At 66.7% G+C, this 19,701-nt stretch carries 20 protein-coding genes; 8 read left to right on the plus strand and 12 right to left on the minus strand.

Annotated elements, in window-relative coordinates; genetic code table 11:
- The first annotated feature begins 393 nt into the window (after positions 1–393).
- Positions 394–1,356 carry an AraC family transcriptional regulator gene (locus tag AB0M74_RS15530; RefSeq protein ID WP_364907064.1) on the plus strand — a complete coding sequence of 321 codons (963 nt, stop codon included), beginning with the start codon at positions 394–396 and terminating at the stop codon, positions 1,354–1,356.
- Positions 1,357–1,405: 49 nt separating this feature from the next.
- On the opposite strand, the gene AB0M74_RS15535 is transcribed toward AB0M74_RS15530, so the two are convergent.
- The 5 genes from AB0M74_RS15535 to AB0M74_RS15555 all read right to left on the minus strand — a co-directional run bounded on the left by AB0M74_RS15535 (position 1,406) and on the right by AB0M74_RS15555 (position 8,004).
- Entirely contained in the window at positions 1,406–2,605 is a 1,200-nt protein-coding gene (locus AB0M74_RS15535; RefSeq protein ID WP_364907067.1) for a cytochrome P450, read from the minus strand.
- Positions 2,606–2,748: 143 nt separating this feature from the next.
- Positions 2,749–3,120 carry a hypothetical protein gene (locus AB0M74_RS15540; protein ID WP_364907070.1) on the minus strand — a complete coding sequence of 124 codons (372 nt, stop codon included), beginning with the start codon at positions 3,118–3,120 and terminating at the stop codon, positions 2,749–2,751.
- Between the two features lie 103 nt (positions 3,121–3,223).
- Positions 3,224–5,653 (minus strand): serine/threonine-protein kinase PknG, encoded by a 2,430-nt coding sequence (locus AB0M74_RS15545; RefSeq protein ID WP_364907073.1) that lies wholly within the window; start codon positions 5,651–5,653, stop codon positions 3,224–3,226.
- A 6-nt stretch (positions 5,654–5,659) separates the two neighbouring features.
- Positions 5,660–6,634 carry a glutamate ABC transporter substrate-binding protein gene (locus AB0M74_RS15550; RefSeq protein ID WP_364907076.1) on the minus strand — a complete coding sequence of 325 codons (975 nt, stop codon included), beginning with the start codon at positions 6,632–6,634 and terminating at the stop codon, positions 5,660–5,662.
- Entirely contained in the window at positions 6,631–8,004 is a 1,374-nt protein-coding gene (locus tag AB0M74_RS15555) for a hypothetical protein (protein ID WP_364907079.1), read from the minus strand. Before AB0M74_RS15555 ends, AB0M74_RS15550 begins: the two co-directional genes overlap by 4 nt.
- A gap of 117 nt (positions 8,005–8,121) precedes the next feature.
- Between AB0M74_RS15555 and AB0M74_RS15560 the strand changes: the two genes are divergently transcribed.
- Complete coding sequence (locus tag AB0M74_RS15560; protein WP_364907082.1) at positions 8,122–8,844, plus strand: NUDIX hydrolase; 723 nt, start codon at positions 8,122–8,124, stop codon at positions 8,842–8,844.
- Between the two features lie 128 nt (positions 8,845–8,972).
- Here the strand turns inward: AB0M74_RS15560 and thiE are convergent, their stop codons facing one another.
- Positions 8,973–9,671, minus strand: coding sequence for a thiamine phosphate synthase (gene thiE / locus AB0M74_RS15565; protein ID WP_364907085.1), 699 nt, complete (start codon positions 9,669–9,671; stop codon positions 8,973–8,975).
- Positions 9,672–9,727: 56 nt separating this feature from the next.
- Here thiE and thiO point away from each other — a divergent pair, with 56 nt between their 5' ends.
- The 6 genes from thiO to AB0M74_RS15595 all read left to right on the plus strand — a co-directional run bounded on the left by thiO (position 9,728) and on the right by AB0M74_RS15595 (position 14,888).
- Positions 9,728–10,825 carry a glycine oxidase ThiO gene (gene thiO, locus AB0M74_RS15570; RefSeq protein ID WP_364907088.1) on the plus strand — a complete coding sequence of 366 codons (1,098 nt, stop codon included), beginning with the start codon at positions 9,728–9,730 and terminating at the stop codon, positions 10,823–10,825.
- On the plus strand, positions 10,822–11,040 hold the full coding sequence (gene thiS / locus AB0M74_RS15575; protein WP_328406919.1) for a sulfur carrier protein ThiS: 219 nt from the start codon (positions 10,822–10,824) through the stop codon (positions 11,038–11,040). Before thiO ends, thiS begins: the two co-directional genes overlap by 4 nt.
- A complete protein-coding gene (locus tag AB0M74_RS15580) occupies positions 11,033–11,788 on the plus strand; it encodes a thiazole synthase (protein ID WP_364907092.1) in 756 nt (251 codons plus the stop codon). The genes thiS and AB0M74_RS15580 overlap by 8 nt, the downstream gene beginning before the upstream one ends.
- Positions 11,789–11,892: 104 nt before the next feature.
- Entirely contained in the window at positions 11,893–12,837 is a 945-nt protein-coding gene (locus AB0M74_RS15585) for an ATP-binding cassette domain-containing protein (protein WP_364907095.1), read from the plus strand.
- Positions 12,837–13,598: an ABC transporter permease gene (locus tag AB0M74_RS15590; RefSeq protein WP_364907098.1), complete on the plus strand. Its 762-nt coding sequence runs from the start codon at positions 12,837–12,839 to the stop codon at positions 13,596–13,598. The genes AB0M74_RS15585 and AB0M74_RS15590 overlap by 1 nt, the downstream gene beginning before the upstream one ends.
- 531 nt (positions 13,599–14,129) lie before the next feature.
- Complete coding sequence (locus tag AB0M74_RS15595; RefSeq protein ID WP_364907159.1) at positions 14,130–14,888, plus strand: adenylate/guanylate cyclase domain-containing protein; 759 nt, start codon at positions 14,130–14,132, stop codon at positions 14,886–14,888.
- Positions 14,889–15,218: 330 nt separating this feature from the next.
- Here AB0M74_RS15595 and AB0M74_RS15600 read toward each other — a convergent pair whose 3' ends face one another.
- The 6 genes from AB0M74_RS15600 to AB0M74_RS15625 all read right to left on the minus strand — a co-directional run.
- A complete protein-coding gene (locus AB0M74_RS15600; protein ID WP_364907100.1) occupies positions 15,219–16,013 on the minus strand; it encodes a CPBP family intramembrane glutamic endopeptidase in 795 nt (264 codons plus the stop codon).
- Positions 16,014–16,264: 251 nt separating this feature from the next.
- Positions 16,265–17,113 (minus strand): MerR family transcriptional regulator, encoded by an 849-nt coding sequence (locus tag AB0M74_RS15605; RefSeq protein WP_364907103.1) that lies wholly within the window; start codon positions 17,111–17,113, stop codon positions 16,265–16,267.
- A 3-nt stretch (positions 17,114–17,116) separates the two neighbouring features.
- Positions 17,117–17,935: an alpha/beta hydrolase gene (locus tag AB0M74_RS15610; RefSeq protein WP_364907106.1), complete on the minus strand. Its 819-nt coding sequence runs from the start codon at positions 17,933–17,935 to the stop codon at positions 17,117–17,119.
- Positions 17,936–18,081: 146 nt separating this feature from the next.
- Entirely contained in the window at positions 18,082–18,225 is a 144-nt protein-coding gene (locus AB0M74_RS15615; RefSeq protein WP_364907109.1) for a hypothetical protein, read from the minus strand.
- A gap of 150 nt (positions 18,226–18,375) precedes the next feature.
- The gene (locus AB0M74_RS15620) at positions 18,376–19,494 is read right to left on the minus strand and encodes a phosphotriesterase-related protein (protein ID WP_364907112.1); all 1,119 of its coding nucleotides are present in this window, start codon (positions 19,492–19,494) and stop codon (positions 18,376–18,378) included.
- The coding region (locus AB0M74_RS15625) for a hypothetical protein (RefSeq protein WP_364907115.1) at positions 19,491–19,701 on the minus strand (211 nt) is incomplete at its 5' end. The genes AB0M74_RS15625 and AB0M74_RS15620, both read right to left, overlap by 4 nt.

Consider the following 19,701-nt stretch of genomic DNA (forward strand, 5'->3'; position numbering starts at 1 on the left):
CCTCCGGCCGGGTTCTTTCTTGGTGCGCGTCCGAAACTATCGTCAGTTGTGGCCGGCGTGAGTTTCCGGCGGATTCGGCCATGCAGGGCCGGTGGTGCGGGAGCGTGTGCCGGTATTGCCGAGCCGCCGACGCGATGTCCGGCTCAGCGTCCTCGTGTGGCGAGCAGTGGTCGCGCACCGACTGCGGCGAACACCGACTGCGGCGAACACCGACTGCGGCGAACACCGACTCCCCATCGGTGCCCGCCGGCGTGCGGCGCCAGTTCACGCGTAATGGGAAACGGCAAGTCGGCGGCCGCACACGGCGACGGGTCGGGCGTTATCACGGAGGTGCAGACATATTGTGCCGGTGGACAATACGATATCCGTGAGCTGACGGCGAGGGTGGTCACCATGAAGTGCTATCGCGTGACGGCGAGCGATTCGCAGTCGTGGACGACGGTCGCCAACAGCTTCGTCGGGATGGACTATCAGTACCGCGACCCCGAGCGCTGGCATTCGGGGCTGACGGTTCAGGAGTCGACGGTCTATCGGTTGTTGCGCTGGGAGCAGCGTGGCACCAGCACCTCCTACCGAACGCGAACACACATCCGCCGCGGTCCCTGCGACGACTTCTACTGGGTCGTCCTCCCCGAACAAGGCTTGTACTCGGTCCGTTATCGGGATGAGGTGACGTGGACGCATCCCGGTCATGCCGCGTTGACCGCCCTCGATGACGTGTGCCAGCTGCACATTCCGGAATTGTCGGCGTACGCATTCCAGGTGCCACGCACCGAGATCGACCATCGAGTGGGGTCTTCCGGCCCGGGTGCCAGGGTGCTCGACCTGAACTCCGGCCTCGGCCGCATCACCCAGGCCATGATCCGTAGCGCGCACGCCGAACAGTCGAACCTGTCCGACCGTGAGTTCAACGCGGTCTGCGATCGAATCGCCGAGCTGCTGTCGTTGATCTCACTCGGAGACACCCATCCGCAGCGGGCCCAGCACGCGCAGATCGCCGAACATGTTCGGCGATATGTGCGGGCGAACGTCGGCCATGGTGACGTGCGGTTACCCGCGGTGGCGCAGGCACTGGGATGGTCGGCACGGCAGCTGCGAACGGTCCTGCACCAGTCGGGTACCACGTTCCGTGATGTGCGTCGGGACGAGGCGCTGCGTGCCGCCCGAGACCTGCTCGAGGACCCGACAATGGAGGAAGTGCCCATCCGCGACCTGGCCATCCGCAGTGGCTTCACCCCCGCCTGGTTCTCCACGGCGTTCAAAGCGCGGTTCGGCGAGACACCACGCGATTTCCGACGCCGCAGGCTGGCCGAACCCGCCGAACCCACCGAGCGCGGCGGTGTACCGGCGCAGTGACCGGAGCCGCTCGAGCCGGATGCGCAAGCCGGCATCCGGTCGACATCGCCTAGGTCGCGGAATCGAGCCGCACCGGAAGCTCGAGTGGTCCGTTGGTGCTGATCTGCGGGGCGTACTCGATATCCGCCGGATCGGTCGCGAGGCTCAACCGCGGAAAGCGATTGAACAGCATGGAAAGTGCGATGCGGCTCTCCAGTCGGGCCAGTGGGGCACCGAGACAGAAGTGTGGGCCGCGACCGAACGCCAACTGGTCCCGGTGGTCGTGGTCGATGTCGAACCTACCGGCACCCGGGTAGTGCCGCGCGTCCCTGCCTACTCCGCCGTACCACATCATCATGCTGCCCGCGGGAATGTCGACTCCCGCCACCGTCACATCATGGCGTGCGTATCGCATGAGGGCACCGACCACAGATGACTTGTAGCGCAGCACTTCCTCTACGACATCGGCCCATCGGTCCTCGACGAGCGCCTTGGCCCGTTGTTCAGGATGGGTGCACAACGTGACGACGGCGTTGCCCAGCAGGTGCACGGTGGTCTCGTGTCCGGCGACGATCACTATCCAGAGCATGTTGCACAGCTCGTCGTCGGTCAGCTCGTTCTCTGTATTGGCTTGCAGCAGTGCGGTGGTGAGATCGTCACCCGGCGCACGCCGTTTGGTCTCCAGCAATTCGGCGAAGTAGCCGAGCATGCCCGCCATCGCGTTCTGCGCCTCTGCTCCAGTGCTGGTGTGCGAGATGAGGGTGGTGGTCCAGTCTTTGAGCTGCGGCTGTACCGCTGTCGGCACGCCGAACAGTTCACAGGTCACCCGAACCGGGAAGGGCGTGGTGAAGGCCGAGACCAGATCGATCCGGTCATCACTGGGAAAGTTCGCGATCAAGTTCGCGGCGATCTTCTCGATGCGCGGTTCGAGTGCGGCGACCCTGGCCGGGGTGAATGCCTGGCTGATGGTCTTGCGCAGCCGTCGGTGGTCGAGGCCGTCCTTATTGAGCATGTGGTCGATATCGGTGAGCGCGCGCATGGGCCAATCGGCCGGAATGGTGCCGTCGTGCAGGGCGGGACACTGCGCGGCGCTCTTACTGAACAGCTTGTCATCGAGGACTTCGCTGACAGCCCGGTAGCTGGTCGCGATCCAGGCGGGCACCCCGCCTGGCAATTCGATAGGAACGACCTCGCCGCCCTCGCGAATTCGGTCATAGGTGTCGTAGGTGGACTCTCCCACCGTGGGCAATTGGATCGCTTGCTCGGTCATGCTGTCTCCCAACAAATTTCGGATTGCTGGAGAAATTCTCGGTCGAGCGTGCCTGCGGAGAGCGCGGTACGCGCGTTTCCGGCCTCAGACCGGAATCGGAAGAACCAAAACGTAAGTGAGCGTCCGAGAACTCGGTCCGGTGCCTAACGCGTCGATGCGCCGTTGACATTGCTGGTGTACGCATCGTCGAAGAGGTCCCAGCCATTGCGGCGGCCGACTGTGTGTGCCTCGGCCATCCAGCCCGCATCGATGGCGGCGTCGACGAACCTGCGGACCACTCCGGGCTTGTTCAGGTTCAGGAAACGGTCGCCGATCCAGATGACACCGGTCACGGACGGCCCGCCGTCGGAGACGTGGCGCTCACCATCGGGGCGGAATACCAGTGTCAGGCCCGCCACCGACCCGAGTTGTCGCAGGCGCAGGACTTCCTCGCAGCCGTCTACATGATGGTGGTAGGTCGTCCAAAGGTACTGCTGCGCAACCACTGTAAGCACTCGGCGGCGGCCTTCTTTCACCAGCGCGATGCTAGAGCGGGTCCATGGATCCGGCCATCGGTTTGTTGAGCGGGCCGATCACCGTGACATGGCGATCGCGAGGTAGACCATGGCTTTGTGGTGGCTAGACCCAGGTCTTGGCTCGGATGGCGTTCGCCAGGTCGACCAAGGCGTAGCGATGGTTTCGCCCCGGTGCGCTGCGGGCCAGAGCCCGCAGGTTGGCTTCGGTGCCTTCGCGCAGGTCGCGGTCGGTGAAGGGGGCGCCGAACAGGGTGGCGTCCCGCCGTTTGGGCGTATTCCCCGATTGCAGCCAGGCCAGGGCCGCGCCGAGAACAAGGACGCGCATCTGGACCGCTCGGCCTTCGCTCTTCGGTATGGCAAGCATTCGGGAGGCCGCGACGTGCAGCGTCGCTTCCTCGAGTTCGCCCACCGGCGCGGAGGTGAGCAACAGCAGCACGGCGGTCAGGCGTGCGGTGGTGTGGTGCCGCGACGCGGTGGGGACCTCGTCGAGCGCGCGCACCGCATCGGTGACCCGACCCGCCGTCGCCAGTTGCCTGGCCAAGCCGAAGGCGGCGCTCACCACCGCGCGGTCGGTGCGCCACACCGTGTCGTAGAACTTCTCGGCATAGGCCCGCCACTGGTCAGGATCGTCGGAATCCCACTGTTGCAGTACGAGTTCCGCCGTGGCCGCCAACGCCAGCTTCGGCGCTACTTCGCCAGGCAGCACTTGCAGCACCGCGTCGAAACTCGCGAAAGCCTTTTCGTAATCGTGTTCCAGCAGCTGGGCCTGGCCGGTGTGCCAATCGATACGCCAATCGTGATCGGCGGGTATCCGCGACAGCTTATCCAGCACAGTGGCCGACTCGCCGAGCTCGAGGTGCGCCCGCGCCTGCGCGAGCGTCAGCTCCAGATCGATAGTCTCCGGCGCATTCTCGGGATCGGATTCGGCGCGCTCGCGTGCTTCACGTAGTGCTTCCAGCGCCTGCCGCGGATCGGGGCGCACGGCGGCGGCGAGCAACGGCGCGGAAGGGTTCGCCGGATCGATGAGCGGAATAGGAAGGGCCGCAACAACTTCCCGCGCAGGCAACCGACTGCTGCGGCCGATGCCGTCGGCGTAGGCATCGGTCTGACTGATCAGCTCCTCGGTGCCGAAACTGGCACGCTGCGGGCTGAACACCGTGGACAGCTGGGGATGCTCGGTTCCGGTCTCCGAAGCCAGTATCTCGCGCAGCACGCCCGCCAGCTGGGCGGACACGGCGCGAGCGGAGGGGAAGCGCCGCTTCGGGTCGGGGTCGGTCGCCGACAACAGCAACCGATGAAAGAACTCGTTGCGTTCGAGGACGGGATGTGCTGCGGGGTCTGGAATTCCATCCAGATAGCGGCCCTGCTCCATCGGCATGCTCAATGTAAGCACGGCAAGCGTCCGCCCGACGGTGTAGATGTCCGACGCCACAGTCGGCCCGGTCTTTGCTATCTCCGGCGCCTGGAACCCCCGGGTGCCGTAGAGATTTCCGTACGCTTCGATGGTGGCGACGGCACCGAGATCGATCAGTTTCACCTGGTCCTCGGTGATCATGATGTTGTCGGGCTTGAGATCGTTGTAGGTCAATCCGGTGGAATGCAGGTAGTCCAGCGCGGGCAGGATCTCGAGCAAGTAGGCGATGGCCTCGGCGACCGGCATCCGCTGTGGCCGCGGATAGGTGTCGAGGATGTCGCGCAGTGACTTGCCGCCGACGTATTCCATGACGATATAGCCGACCGGCTCACCGTCCTGGCCGGTGTGCTCGACGAAATTGTGGATCTTGACGATGCTGGGATGGGCAACCTCGGCAAGGAATTGGCGCTCGGCCACGGCCACCGCCTGAGCCTCGGCATCGCCCGTGTGCAGCAGGCCCTTGAGCACCACCCAGCGGTCGCTGACATTGCGGTCGATCGCCAGGTAGATCCAGCCGAGCCCGCCGTGGGCGATGCAGCCCTGGACCTCGTACTGGCTCGAGACCACGTCGCCCGGGTACAGCAAGGGTCGGAAATCATAGGTGGCGCCACAGGTTTGGCAGGTCCCCGCCGTCGTCGCAGGCCGGACCGCGGTGGCCCGGCCGACCGGGCTCCCGCAACGCCAGCAGAAGCGCTTGGCCTCGGCGACGACCGGATCGGTGAGCACCGCGTCGCGCGGATCGGCGGGCACGATGGACGGGATGGGTACCAGCCCTCCGCCGAGCTTGCGCACTGTCGGCCGCGAGCGGACGGTGCGTCCACTGCGGCCCGAGGTCCGCATCGTGGCATTCGAATTCGGCTGGGACTGTGGACGCTGTGTGCCGACGCTGAAGTTGGCGGCGATGGTGCCTGGTCCGATGGTTTCGGCGGCGTCCTCTTCGGCAGCGCGGTCGACGGCGGTGGTGTTCGGTCCGATGTTCTCCTCGGCCGCGGGTTCGTGCCCAGGTCGGACCGCCTGGGTGCCCGCTAGGTCGTTGTCGGCTGAATCCTCCTGCGGCGCAGCCGAACCACTTCTACCGGAAGCGGAATTGTCGGCGTCGGCGCCGTGCGTGCTGGTCATCTGCGGTCAGTCCAGGTAGGTCGGTTCCGGCGGGGCCGGCGGAGGGCCGAGCACGGAAAGCCACTGTTTATAGATTTTGGTCCAGGTGCCGTCGGTCCGGATCCGCTCCAGCGTCCCGTTGACGAAACGCACCAGATCGTCGTTGCCCTTGGGGATGCCGATGCCGTAGGGCTCGACACTGATGCTGCCGCCCACCAGCTGGGTGTAGGGATCCTGCGCGGCGAGGCCCGCCAGGATGGCGTCGTCGGTGCTCACCGCGTCGACCTGGCGCTGTTGTAGAACCACCAAGCAATCTGCCCAGGTCGGCACCGCAAGGATGGTGGCGCCCGGCTGTTGGTGGCGGATCCGGACCAGTGAGGTGGTGCCGGGCACTATGCACACCCGTCTGCCCGCGAGGTCGCCGAGGTCGTTGATGCCGGAGTTCTTCACCGCCAGCACGCGCTGGTTGGCGTGCAGGTACACCGTGGAGAACGTCACCTTCTGCCGTCGTTCACAGTTGATCGTCATGGTCTTGGCGACCAAGTCGACGGTGTGATTTTGCAGCGCCTGTTCGCGGTCGGCGGAGCCGAGACTGCGGTATTCGATCAGATCCGGGCTGCCGAGCAGGTCGCGTGCGACCTCCCTGGCGATGTCGGCGTCGAAGCCGACGACGGCGCCGCTGACCGGATCACGGAAGCTGAACAGATTGCTGCCGGTGTCCAGTCCGACCACCAATCGGCCACGGGCCCGGATCGCGTCGATGGTCGGCCCACCGACCGCCGAGCCTGTCGGCCGCAGGCTGGCGGTCGGATCGCCGCATTGCGGGTCGATCTCCGGCGTGATCGGTGTATTCGGCAGGACCGGGACGGCCTTGGCAGGCAGCGGCGGTTCGTCGTATCGGATGATCTTTGCCGGCGCGCTCGAGAGCGAGTCGTCGGCACAACCGCCGGCACAGGCGACGGCGAGCAGGGCTGCGGCCAGGATGCCGCGGGTGGATTTCATCGGTACTCCCGCAGTCGGGGCCAGAGACCGAGGCCGACCAAACTCGCGGCGAGGATACCGAGCACCATCGCGCCTGGAGCAAGGAAGTCGAGCACTCGGGCGCCCTGGGAGATCTTGCCGCGCAAAGTGTCCCTTGTCTTCGCGAGCGCCGCACCGAGCGACCTGTCGAGTGCGTCCACTTGGGCGGCGGCATCCGCGGTGCCGGGTCCGGTCGCGACCGCTGCTGCGCCGTTGAAGTCGCCGTGGGCGAGAGTTTCGTTCATTCGCTGATGCGCGGCGCGCCAACGGGCGAGTGCGCTACGGGCATTCGCCACGTCCCCGGCTGCGGGCGCGCGCGTCGGGTAGCCGTCGAGCAGTTCGGTCAGCCGGGCGATGCTGTAATCGTAGGTCCGGTCGTAGTCGCCCGTCGCGTCGCGGCGCACCAGTTTCAATGTTTCGGCGGAACGCGCCTGCTGGGTCACGATTCGGCTCTCGGTCAACCGGGATGCGGGCACCGCCGCACCGTCGCGGCCGCTGATCATCGACACGGCCGAGATCGACCCGGCGACCACGGTCCAGGCCAACAGGGTCACCACCGCGGCGGAGGCCAGCAGCAGTCCGGGATTGATCACCCGGTGCCAGCGCTTGGCCAGCTCGATTTGCGCCCAGACCAAAAACCCCAAGGCGAGCATCAGCAGCACGATGGCGGGCCACGGTGGCCGCGCATGGCGGCGCTGGGCCGCGTCGACGGCGCCCGATCGATGATCCTGTAGTTCCTGAGCCATCGGCAGCAGCGTCGTCTGCATCTGATTCGACGCCTCGCTCAAGTACGCGGCGCCGACCGGGTATCCGCTGCGATTGTTCGCTCGGGCCGTCTCGATCAGACCTGAATACACGGGCAGGCCGGTGGCGATCCCGGTCCGTAGCCGGGTGTCGGGGTCGCCGGATGACAACGCGGTGGGCCCGGACTGGGTCACCAGCTCCGAGGACGCCTCGCCGAGTGCCTGACTGTATCGGTCGCGCACAGCTTCGGGTTCCAGGCCGCCCGCGATGAACGCGGTACTCGCCGCGGCGTCCGCGATGGACAGCGTGGTGTAGAGCCGCTGTGCGGACTGCGCGTCCGGCTCGGTGTCGTCGAGCAGGATGTCGAGTGCCTGCTGACGCTCGCTCACCGTGACCGCGGTAACAACGCCCGCCGCTAGGCAAAGGCCGATGAGGACCAGGCCGATCGCGATGAGCCGTCCCGGTGACGACTGCGCGAATGAACGCAGATTGGCCGGGTCGAGATGCTCACGCACCGCCGAGTTGCGCGCGGCACCGAGATGCTTGCGCGCGGGCTCGGTAACGACCGACGGCGGCTGCACAGCCGTCGCCTGCTCGGTGCGAGCCATCTCCACCTCCCCGGTTTTGTGGCGCACGTACACGCCGTGTCGGAGTTTATTGTGGTCTTACCGGTGCCGTGGCGTGTGAAACACCCCCGCCACGGCTGGATGAGGATGGTTTAGCAGATGCGTGGTGACGGTGACGGTTGGTCGGACGACCCCGACGGTGCGCGACACTGGGGCCGCTTCGGCGCGGCCGGTCTGCTACTGCGCGCTCCGCTGGCCGGCGGTGGCTGCGCGGTGTTGCTGCAACATCGCGCGCTGTGGAGTCATCAGGGCGGTACCTGGGCGTTGCCGGGCGGCGCGCGCGATAGCCACGAGACGCCCGTGCATGCCGCAGTACGTGAGGCATGGGAAGAGGCTGGTATCAAACCCGCCGACGTCCGGGTGCGTGGGGAGCGGGTCACCGCCACCTCGTCGAGCGGCTGGACTTATACGACTGTGGTCGCCGACGCCGTGATGACCCTGGCGACCAGCCGCAACCGCGAGAGCACCGCGTTGGCCTGGGTGCCGGAAGACGAAGTCGACGCCCGTCCGCTGCACCCCGGCTTCGCCGCCTCCTGGCCGTCGCTGCGTGCCGCGCCCGCTCGCATCTGCTTGGCCGATGTGGTCGATGCCCCTGCCGTGGCAGCCGCGCTACCGCGCACTGTCGACCTTGCCGACGAAGGGTTCCTCTGGCTGCATTCGGATCCCGATGGCCCCGGCGGATACGCCAGGATCGTCGATTCGGCGGTGGTTGCGGCGCGGGAAACCAGCGTCCCCACGGCAGCATCGGATGCGACCTCGGTCGGCGATAGCGTGACGCTCGGCCCGATCCTCTCGCTCACCCGCGTCCAGGTGGTGTCCTAGTCGGCGCTGGACGCCCAGCCCTCGTTCGACTCGGAAGACGCAGGAAGCACAGCGTTTCGATTTTTGGTCGCCCGAGACCGCACCCTCGTGGACCGAGGTCGACACGATGTCGGGAGAGGCCCCGCGGTCTATGCGTTTTCGAGCAGTGCGGATTTGAGTTCGCGCGCCGCGGCCTGCGGATCACGGGCCTCGGTGATCGCTCGCACCACGACAATGCGGTCGGCCCCGGCTTCCAGCAGTTCCGGCAAGCGCGGGCCATCCACACCACCGATCGCGAACCACGGCCGAGTGGGGTGGGCGTCGGCGGTGGAGCGCACCAGATCCAGTCCCGCGGCCTGGCGGCCGGGTTTGGTCGGGGTCGTCCACACCGGGCCGGTGCAGAAGTAATCGAGGTGCTCGTCGATCGCGGCAAGTCCGGCCTGCGCGCGATTGTGGGTGGAGCGCCCGATCACCACATCGGGTCCGAGGATGCGCCGGGCGTACCAGGGCGGCAGGTCACCCTGTCCGAGGTGCAGCACATCGGCGCCCGAGGCGAGCGCGATATCCGCGCGGTCGTTCACCGCGACCAACGCACCGTGTCTGCGGGCCGCGGACTTGAGCTCGGCGAGCGCGCCGAGCTCGGCCTTGGCTTCCAGCGGACCGAATTTCGCCTCGCCGGGCGAGCCCTTGTCTCTGAGTTGAATGATGTCGACGCCGCCCGCGAGGGCGGCTTCGGCGAACTTGGCCAGATCGCCCTTCTCTCGGCGGGCGTCGGTGCAGAGATACAGCCGCGCGGTTGCCAGACGCTCCCTGGGCGGTAGGGACCGATAGAGGTGGGAGGGTTGCACGCCTTCGACCGTAGCCGCGCTACCGTGGGGATGCGAATAGAAGGCAGGTGGAACGGATGCGGACTTTGGCTGTCGTCGGTGGCGGCGCCATCGGACTCGCCGTGGCCTGGCGGGCCGCACAGGCGGGCTGGACGGTCACAAACTTCGACCCCGCCGTCGGATCCGGCGCCTCATGGGTTGCGGGGGGCATGCTGGCACCGCTGTCGGAAGGTTGGCCGGGGGAGGATCGTGTCCTCGAATTCGGCGCCGCCTCACTGGCCCGCTGGCCGGAATTCGCCGGGCGTGTCGCGGCCGCCACCGGAGTGGATGTCTTCGTCGCCGATGAGACGTTGACCGTCGCGCTCGATGGAGCCGATGCCGCTGACCTGCGCACGGTGGCCGACTGGGTGGGCGGTCGCGGTAGCGAGCTGCACCTGCTGGATCGGTCAGGCGTGCGTGCGCTGGAGCCTGCGCTGGCCCGCACGGTGCGCGCCGGTCTGCTCGCACCCGCCGAGCCCGCCATCGACAACCGGCGCCTGCTCGATGCTTTGCGACAGGCCTGCGTGGCCGAGGGAGTCGAGTTCCGCGCCGAATCGGTCGTCGCGCTCGACGCACTGCCGCATGATCAGATTGTGCTCGCGGCGGGCGCGGCCTCCGCGGGTCTGTGGCCGCAGCTGCCGGTCCGTCCCGTCAAGGGGGAGATCCTGCGCCTGCGGCATCGGCCCGGCGCGACGCCGCCGCCGATCCGGGTGATCCGGGCTCGAGTGCACGGCAGGCCGGTCTATCTGGTGCCGCGCTCGGACGGAATCGTTGTCGGCGCAACGCAATACGAGGCAGGCTTCGACACCGCGGTGACCGTGGCCGGTGTCCGTGATCTGATCGCGGACGCCGAGGCGGTGCTGCCCGGTATCGGCGAGTACGAATTGGCCGAGGCCAGTGCGGGTTCGCGGCCGGGCACCCCGGACAATCTGCCGCTGATCGGCAGGCTCGACGACCGTATCGTCGCGGCGACCGGACACGGCCGCAACGGCATGCTCGCGGTCCCGCTCACCGTCGAGGCGGTGCTGAGCGTGCTCGACGGCTCGGTGCTCAGGGCAGCGGAAGTCGCTGATCCGCAACGCTTTTCGGCGCCGGGTGCGCCGTCCCCAACGTCGTCAGTAGGAGGAATTCGATGACCGCGACGTCAATCCCCATCGGTGTCACCGTGAACGGCGCCGACCACGAGTTCGCCGAAGCACTGACCGTGCGTGAGCTGCTCGACCGACTCGGGCTGCCGAATCAGGGCGTCGCGCTCGCGGTGGATGGTGCGGTATTCCCGAAGTCCCGCTGGGGCGAGCCGGTCGGGCGCGGCTGGCAGATCGAGGTGCTCACGGCGGTCCAGGGTGGCTGACGCACTGGAGATCGCGGGTAAGCAGTTCGGCTCCCGGCTGATCATGGGCACCGGCGGCGCGGACAACCTGGCCGTGCTCGAGGAAGCGTTGCTCGCCTCCGGTACCCAACTCACCACGGTCGCGATGCGCCGCGTGGACGCGGTCGGCGGCACCGGCGTGCTCGATTTGCTCGAGCGCCTGGACATTACGGCGCTGCCCAATACGGCGGGCTGTCGCACCGCCGCCGAAGCGGTGCTCACCGCACAGCTGGCCGCCGAGGCGCTCGACACCAACTGGGTGAAGCTGGAGGTGATCGCCGACGAGCGAACCCTGCTTCCCGACCCCATCGAATTGCTCACCGCCGCAGAACAACTGGTCGACGCGGGTTTCGTGGTGCTGCCCTACACCACCGACGACCCCATCCTGGCCCGCAGGCTGGAAGACGCGGGCTGCGCCGCGGTCATGCCGCTCGGCGCCCCGATCGGCACCGGCCTCGGCATCGGCAACCCGCACAACATCGAGATGATCGTGGCCGGGGCGGGGGTTCCGGTCATCCTCGACGCGGGCATCGGCACCGCGAGCGACGCCACCCTGGCCATGGAACTCGGCTGCTCGGCCGTCCTGCTCGCCACCGCTGTGACCAGGGCCCGACGCCCCGCGCTGATGGCCGCCGCCATGGCGGACGCGGTCCGCGCGGGTCATCTGGCTCGCCAGGCCGGTCGCATCCCCAAGCGCTTCTGGGCTCAGGCGTCCTCGCCCGCGTTGTAGGGGAACATCCGCAGCACCCTCGGGGTCGAGATCATCCCTGAGGATGATCCGACTCGACACTTTCTAGTGACGCGCCCGGCCCGTTTTTGCGGAATGCTGGTCTCATGATCGAGCTGAGGGGCCTGACCAAGCATTACGGGCAGACCGTCGCGGTTCAGGATCTGTCCTTCACCGTCCGACCCGGACAGGTGACAGGCTTCCTTGGACCCAACGGCGCCGGTAAATCGACCACTATGCGGATGATCCTCGGGCTGGACAAGCCCACCGCGGGAACCGCACTGATCAATGGAAAGCCGTACCACGATCTCGACCACCCGTTGCGTGCCGTCGGCGCGCTGCTGGACGCCAAGTGGGTGCATCCGAATCGTTCGGCGCGCGCGCATTTGCAGTGGATGGCCGCCTCCAACGACATCGCTTCTACCCGCGTCGACGAGGTATTGCGCCTGGTCGGCCTATCCGAGGTGGCGGGCAAGAGCGCGGGTGGATTCTCGCTGGGCATGTCGCAGCGGCTCGGCCTGGCGGGCGCACTGCTCGGCGATCCGCAGGTGCTGCTGTTCGACGAGCCGGTCAACGGTCTCGACCCCGAGGGCATTCTCTGGATCCGCCGGTTCATGCAGCGGCTCGCCGCGGAGGGCCGCACCGTGCTGGTGTCGAGCCACCTGCTCTCGGAGATGGCGCAGACCGCCGAACACCTGGTTGTGATCGGCAAGGGTCAGCTGATCTCCGATACGACCACCCAGGAATTCATCGAACGTGCCTCGGAAGCGTCGGTGCGGGTGCGCAGCCCACAGCTCGAGCAGCTGCGCAGCGTGCTGACCTCCAACGGCATGACCGTGCGCGAAGACGGTGAGGGCACCGACGGCCCCGCCTTGGTCGTGGCGGGCGTGACCAGCGACGACGTCGGCAAGCTCGCGGGCGCGAACGACATCACGTTGTTCGAGCTCGCGCCGCAGCGGGCCTCGCTGGAAGAGGCATTCATGCGGATGACCGGCGGCGCGGTGCAGTACCACGGCGAAGGCTTCGATCAGGTGATGGGAGGTGCGCTCTGATGGGCGTGCTGGCAGCAGAACGAATCAAGCTCACCTCGACCAGGTCGCCGTGGTGGTGCTCGGCCATCATCGTAATCCTCGGTATCGGATTGTCGGCGCTGTTCGCGCTGGTCGTGCGTTCCTCGGGTGACAATCCCGCCGAGGGGACGCCGACGCTGGACATCGGCACCGCGACCGCGGGCGTCACCGGTTTCGGCATCATGGTCCTGATGATCATGGCCGCGTTGACCGTGACCAGCGAATACCGCTTCGGCGTCATCCGGACGACGTTCCAGGCCGTACCCCATCGGACGAAGGTCCTGGTGACCAAGACCGCGCTGGTCGGCGGCTTCGGGGCCGTGCTCACCACGATCATCGCGCTGATCGCCATTGCGGTCGCCAAGGTGGTCGGCGGCTCGAAAGCCGCCGCCGACATAGTGCTCGAGGACCATTGGCGCTCGGTGTACGGCATTCCGATCTACGCGTTCTTCGCCGTCGCGCTCGCCATCGGTATCGGCGTGCTCGTTCGGCAGTCGGCCGCCGCGATCTCCCTGGTCGTGTTGTGGTCCTTGCTGATCGAGCCGCTGCTGAGCGCCTTCGGCAGCTTCGGCCGCAATGTCGCGCCGTTCCTGCCCTTCCAGAACATCACGCGCTTCGTGAGCTCTTCGGAGTCCACCGCGAACTGGCACTGGGGCGTATGGGGCAGCCTGGCCTACTTCATTGCTTTCGTGGCGATCATCTTCGCCGCGGCGCTGGTCTCGGTGAACCAGCGCGACGCCTGAGCAAGGAGCTACCCGAGTAGCCCTCCCTCGCCACTCGGGTGTGGGGCGCGTCACCTCGTCGGGAGGAATCGCGCGCCCTTTGTCACCGCCTGCCACTGCCCGGTGGACGGTGTGATCGCCGGTCCGGTGTGTGAATCCCCTTCCACACCGGGCCGGCGATCTCGTTTTCGGGCGCTGCCGATGCGTGTGAACATCGCGGAAACTGTGAAATAGGCCGCTTCCTTCTGGAATCTGCGCTGGGTAGCATCGGCCCCAGCAACTATCACGTTATCTATCGGCGGCCCCAACGTCGTGCCCGCTCCGTTCGATCGTGAGGTGGCAGTGGCGATGATAAGTAATCCGCCGACGGTAGGTCGGCTGAGATACGCTCGGGGCGTGAGCGATACACCTTCCGGCGGTGCTGAGCCGGAGTCGACGCCGGAGGAGATCGGCGGCCCGTCCGAGGTGGTCATACCGCTGGTGCCTGTCGACCAAGATGGTTCGCCGCGCCGTCCGGGTCCGGGACTTCGCCGGGGGCAGCTTTCCGCACTGATGAATGTGGCGAATCAGCGACCGGATCTGATCGGCGCGCTGCGCAAGGCGCGTGAGCAGCTGCCAGGTGATCCGGCCTTCGGCGACCCGCTGTCGGTTTCGGGTCCCGGCGGCGCTCGCGCCGTCGCCCGCGCCGCGGACAAACTGGTCGGTGATACACCGAGTGCGGCTCGTGAGATCGGCTTCGGCGCGCTCCAGGTCTGGCAGGCCATGTTGGAGCGTGTGGGCCGCGGCAAGGGTAGCCAAGAGGTAACTGTGATGTTCACCGACCTGGTGGCATTCTCCAGTTGGTCGCTGTCGGCGGGGGATGAAGCGACCCTCGAACTACTGCGGGTGGTAGCCAAGGCTATCGAGCCGCCGATCGCCGACCGGGGCGGTCACGTCGTCAAGCGCATGGGTGACGGCGTGATGGCCGTGTTCACCTCGGCTGATCGTGCGGTGCGCGCCGCGACGCAGGCCAAGCGCAACCTGGCCGAGGTCGAGGTCCGCGGCTACCGGCCGCAGATGCGCGTCGGGCTGCACACCGGTTCACCGCGTGAGATCGGTGGCGACTGGCTCGGTGTGGACGTCACCATCGCCGCGCGAGTGATGGAAGCGGGCGGCAACGGCAACACGATGCTGTCGGGGGCGACGCTGGGTTCGCTGCGGCCGGAGACGTTGGCGGAATTGGGGTACGCGGTCAAGCCGTATCGGCGGAGTTTTTTCGCGGCGCCGTTGAGTGGGGTGCCCGATGATTTGCGGATCTTTCGGCTGAGTTGAATTGACTGGCGCTGTGTTTTGGCAGCGCCTGCGTGTGGCTGACCATCATATCTGTCACTTGATCACGCTATCTGTCACCGCTGAGTCTGCTGGTCGGCGGTCACGTATCTCGGCGGCGATCGGAAGGCGAAAACGTTTACGCGGAACGACAATTCGGTTCCCGCGACCACCGAATCAGCGGTGGATTGCCGTGAGCGCGGGCTTCCACGGCCGTTACGAGCCGGGGATGATGGGTGTGTCTCGGGCAACGGTGAAAACGTGTGAGCAGACTTGAGCGCATTTGGCAGATTGTCGTTAATCCGTTGCTAAACACCGGCTTTGGACGCTCACTTAGATGAGGTCCAGCGCAAGGGCGATGGTGCCGAGCGCCGCCAGGATCGAGGTCGAGCCGGCGTGCATCCCGATCGATAGCCGGATGTCTTTCTCTCGCCAGGCGAACCAGAACCCCGGGAACGTGAAGATCACCCGCGACACGAACACCCACGGCGACCAGAAGTGGTACAGCGCGAACAAGACCGTGTTGACCACTGGTGCCCATCCGCCCAGATGGGCGATGCGGGGCAGCAGGAAGCCGCGGAAGTACAGCTCCTCGATGAGCGGGAGGGATATTCCGGTCAGCGGCAGGCATATCGCCATCGTGGTGAGCATGATCGAGTGCGAGTATCCGTCGAGGTCGAGGTAGGTGTTGTTGCCGCTGCCGCCTGTGTCCGCGTACGGGAGCCATGTGAAGAAGTCTTTGAAGAAGTTGTTCATCGGTGCCAGCGCGAACCCGAGCACCATCATCCACAAGATGAGCCCGATGACCATCGCCATCAGCTTCCCGCGCGAGACCGGCTTGTCGGTGTAATGCAGCACGCCATGCAGCGAGAAGCGGCCGTTGTGCTTGCGGCCCAGCCACAGCAGCCCCACCAGGACCGGTAGCAGAACCAGGCACAGGGCGATCGCCCAGCCCATGAAGGCTGGACAACCGATGGCCTTGACGAATGGTTCGCCGATAAGCAGGTAGGCGGCGACGATCAGGACGCCGGGGACAAGATGCAATACGATCGACAGCGGCAGGGAGTGGCGGTCGCCCAGTAGCCGCGTGACTATTCCATTCGGTCGAGCGTCTTCAAAGGCGCGCATGACAAGAGTTCCTCAAACCTGCTCGTGAATTGGTGCGTGAAATGAATTGGAAAGTGCCCACCCGGCCGAGTAGAACTCGGCGGACCGGACATTGGCGAGATTCCCGGCCGGTTGCTGAAGTCGCCGTTCACGCTCGTGACGAAGGTCTGCCGACCGTCTCGGGTACCGAAGCCCCAGGTCCAGACGCTGAGCGGCGTCCGTGAGGCAGGCCAAGGGTTTGCTGCCGCCGGTGTGCAGACCTAGCCGGTGAGCTACTGGCGGTCGATGCGAGCCCGGTTGCCGGGCAGCTGGACGTTGGCGGAGATCTTCTCGGTCAAGTTGGAGTTTGGTCCGGGGATATCGATACCGGCGGAGCGCAGCTTGTTCGCGAAGAGCGCGGACAGCCGGGTCGCGGCCGGTGTCTGCTCTGCGCCGTACTGGCGGATCAGCGTGTATCGGGTCGCGGCCTCGGTGCGGGCTTGCAGGCCGGTCACGATTTTCAGCTGTGCGGGGTTGGCGAGGAAGTGGTCGGCTGCGGCGGTGGCGAGTTCCTCGATGCGGGGATCGTCCGGTTCCCAGGCCGTGGCCTCCTCCGCGCGCTTACTCAAGGCGACGAACCGGGTGTCCTGCAGGGCGTGCTCGACATGGGTGAGGTAGTCGTCGAAGCCCTCCGGGACCAGTGCCCTGGCCAGCACCAGGCCCTCCCGGTAGGTCGCCGCCTCGTCCGCGGTGAAGCCGAGGCCGGGCATCCGCTCCAGCAGCGCCACAGCGCGGTCGGGCAGCAGAGCCCGGTCGCCATCGGCGAGCCGGTGCAGCGTGTCACGCTGCGCGATCAGCTCCTCGATCCGTTCGGTGAGCTGCCGCTCGACGTCGGCGAGCGCGGCAGCGAACAATGCGGCATCGGTGTCGAGCAGGGGCCGGATCTCGGCCAGCGGCACCCCGGCGGCGGCCAGCGTCCGGACCTGCACCAGCCGCGACAGGTCGGCGGATCCGTACCGCCGGTAACCGGAGCTGTCGCGTTCGGGCTCCTCGACCAGGCCGAGCTTGTGGTAGTGCCGCACCGTCTTCACCGTGACGCCGACGAATGCCGCAGCCTGACCGATCGTGACACCGTTCATCATCTGCTAGCCAACCTCGCGGTGGAGGGCGGTGGCAAGCTCGCGAACCGCGTCGGCGACGGCGGGGGAGTCCTTGGCCAGGATCTTTTCGTGGTTGCTGGCGACCTTCGCGCTCACCGTCAGGTTCGGGTTGCGAGCCAGCAGAGGATCGAGGGTAGCGCGCGCCTGGTCCATCTCGCCACCCGCGTCGCCCGTGTGGTCGCCTGTGGCGACCACGTACCGGACCGGAACGGTCAGACCCTCGAGGATCGGGCCGAGGGCGGCGTGGAGTGCGTGCGCCTCGATGGCGATCTCGGCGTGCTTGGCGGCGGACATCCGCGCTGCCAGGCCCAGCGGGACCACCAGGGGCAGCACAAACCGCAACCGGCGGAACAGCTTGCGGACCCGCTCCAGGTCGGCCTCGTCGGTCCAACCGACCGGGAACGGGCCGTCGACCCCGACCACGCCCGCAACCCGGTCCGGGTTCCGGTCTGCCCAGGACACCCCCAGCAGCGCACCATAGGACCAGCCCACCAGCAGTGGCCGATCCACCCCTCTGGCTACCAGGACGGCATCGAGATCTCGGACGACGGCCTCGAAGGAGTAGTCCGCCGACCGCTTCGATTTGCCGCGGGCCCGCTCGTCGTAGGTGATGTGCCGGTAGCCGGGGCCCAGGTCGGCGATGACACGCTGCCAGTGCTTCTGGCTGGCGTAGGAACCGTTCAGATAGACCAGGGGGGTACCTGTCCCACCGGTGTCGGTGACGGCCAGCGCGGTGTCTTCCACCGGCACCATGCCGGTCCAAGCCGTGTTGTTCGAGTTGCGCGAGTGCGAAGAAGTAGTCATGCGATGAGCGTGCACCTTGACCTCGGGTCAAGGTCAAGCGTGCGAACTCCCGCGATTCGCTGCCCAGACCACCCCACAATCCCCGACTGGCAGCTACCACGTCACAGGGTCTCGAGCAGAGAGGATTGACCGAAGCGGGTGATGCTCTAGTTCATCCAGGCGATCGCGCCTGCCACGGCCAAGGCTGCGCACAGGCCCAGTGCGATCGACAGGGGGCGGAGGGTCTTCCAGGTGGAATAGGCGCCGCCGAGGAGGAATCCGGCGAGGGCGAGTAGGAGGATGGAGGACACGGCGGGCAGCTTACTCGCAGGTCGGGGTGAGGTTGAGGAATGTGTCAGGAGCGGCAAACGGAGCTGTCGGCCCGGTCATCGGTGGGCGTCGGGTCCGAGCAGGCTGATGAGGTTGCGCATGGCCTGGAGCGAGGCTGCCGACGACGCGAGTCAACCGGTCTTCGCTCGGTGAGTTCCCGACTTCGGCACAGATCCGAACGGAGGCCGCACCTGATGTGCGGGATCTCGGTCGAGGCTGTGGCCGGACAGCATCCGGGCGGGGTTGTCTCGCAGCAGTGTGTTGATCATGGTGGGGTCGATTCCCTGCACGGTGAGCATGTCTGCGAAGACAGTCGGGATGAAGACGAAACCGTTTCCGCCGTTGCGAGTCCACATTTGTTTGAGGAAGACGTCATGGCTGAGCAGGATTTGATCCGGGTGCCGTGCCACCAGGTCTGTGATTGCGGCAGCGATGAAATCGGGGTCGGGTGAGCGGCCTTCGTGGGGGAAGGTGATGTCCATGCCGATCATGTCGAATTCGAGCCATACTCCGCGTTCGGCAACGCTGCGCTGGTAGGCGGTGTCGGCAGCGGACGGGTCCATGTGGGCCAGCACGACCCGTTGTGGCGATACCCCGATCTGGTCGAGCACGATGTCGAGTACCTCGTGCGCGCGCCGTTGCCATCCCGGCAGGTGGATCATCAGGGCGAGGGCGGGATGGTCGAGTTGCGCCAGCGCTGCGGCGCGCAGCGACGCATGTTCGGCCGGCGTGAACGTCGGTGAGACACCGATTTCTCCGATGATGCCGGGTTTCGTGCCGTTGGGTCCGACGCCGTGGGCCAGTTCGTCGGCAATGGCGGCGGCCAGTGCATCGACGGTGGTGGCCGTGATCCGTCCCCCCTCGAATTTCTCGAGGTAGGCGCCACAGCCCATCACGATATGCAGCCCTGTCCGCCGCGCGGTCGCTACGAGGGCGTCCGGATCGCGCCCGATGGCCGCGCTGGATGTGGCGTCGACGATGGTTCTTCCGCCCAGATCGGCGAACTCGGCAATCTCGGCGACGACCTCGTCGACGGGTTTGGCGGTCAAGTTGTCCAGGCAGCAGTACGGATCGTGGCGCAGCGCCCACGCGGCCGCGGCGTCGACGGAACTCGTGGTGAGGAATTCGGTGAACTTATGGTTCGGTCGATCGCGAGCACTGGACAGGTCGTTGAACAGGTGCTCATGCGGCAGCACGATCCCGAGTTCGCTCGCCGGTACGGGGCCGGTGACCGTTTGCACCGGTGTCACTTGGCCGCTCCGTAATTACCGGTGTCGCGCGCCGGGATCGCCGCGATCCCGGCAGCAGCCAGCGCGAGGACGGTTCCGACCACTGTCACCACATGAAGCGACGCATAGGTTCGGGACTGCCCCCGGTTCGGTTGACTCCTGACCTGTGAGGATTTCCTTGCAGTGGAAGGATCATCGATATGCCCAAGGCCTATCCCGAGGAGTTCC

The sequence above is a fragment of the Nocardia sp. NPDC051463 genome, from assembly GCF_040681975.1.
Taxonomy (GTDB): Bacteria; Actinomycetota; Actinomycetes; order Mycobacteriales; family Mycobacteriaceae; genus Nocardia.

What these genes read in the sequence shown, in the direction of transcription:
- AB0M74_RS15530 (WP_364907064.1), top strand. Translation starts at nt 394, where the DNA reads ATGAAGTGCTATCGCGTGACGGCGAGCGATTCGCAGTCGTGGACGACG.
- AB0M74_RS15535 (WP_364907067.1), bottom strand. Translation starts at nt 2,605, where the DNA reads ATGACCGAGCAAGCGATCCAATTGCCCACGGTGGGAGAGTCCACCTAC.
- AB0M74_RS15545 (WP_364907073.1), bottom strand. Translation starts at nt 5,653, where the DNA reads ATGACCAGCACGCACGGCGCCGACGCCGACAATTCCGCTTCCGGTAGA.
- AB0M74_RS15550 (WP_364907076.1), bottom strand. Translation starts at nt 6,634, where the DNA reads ATGAAATCCACCCGCGGCATCCTGGCCGCAGCCCTGCTCGCCGTCGCC.
- AB0M74_RS15555 (WP_364907079.1), bottom strand. Translation starts at nt 8,004, where the DNA reads ATGGCTCGCACCGAGCAGGCGACGGCTGTGCAGCCGCCGTCGGTCGTT.
- AB0M74_RS15560 (WP_364907082.1), top strand. Translation starts at nt 8,122, where the DNA reads ATGCGTGGTGACGGTGACGGTTGGTCGGACGACCCCGACGGTGCGCGA.
- thiO (WP_364907088.1), top strand. Translation starts at nt 9,728, where the DNA reads ATGCGGACTTTGGCTGTCGTCGGTGGCGGCGCCATCGGACTCGCCGTG.
- thiS (WP_328406919.1), top strand. Translation starts at nt 10,822, where the DNA reads ATGACCGCGACGTCAATCCCCATCGGTGTCACCGTGAACGGCGCCGAC.
- AB0M74_RS15585 (WP_364907095.1), top strand. Translation starts at nt 11,893, where the DNA reads ATGATCGAGCTGAGGGGCCTGACCAAGCATTACGGGCAGACCGTCGCG.
- AB0M74_RS15590 (WP_364907098.1), top strand. Translation starts at nt 12,837, where the DNA reads ATGGGCGTGCTGGCAGCAGAACGAATCAAGCTCACCTCGACCAGGTCG.
- AB0M74_RS15595 (WP_364907159.1), top strand. Translation starts at nt 14,130, where the DNA reads ATGAATGTGGCGAATCAGCGACCGGATCTGATCGGCGCGCTGCGCAAG.
- AB0M74_RS15600 (WP_364907100.1), bottom strand. Translation starts at nt 16,013, where the DNA reads ATGCGCGCCTTTGAAGACGCTCGACCGAATGGAATAGTCACGCGGCTA.
- AB0M74_RS15605 (WP_364907103.1), bottom strand. Translation starts at nt 17,113, where the DNA reads ATGATGAACGGTGTCACGATCGGTCAGGCTGCGGCATTCGTCGGCGTC.
- AB0M74_RS15610 (WP_364907106.1), bottom strand. Translation starts at nt 17,935, where the DNA reads ATGACTACTTCTTCGCACTCGCGCAACTCGAACAACACGGCTTGGACC.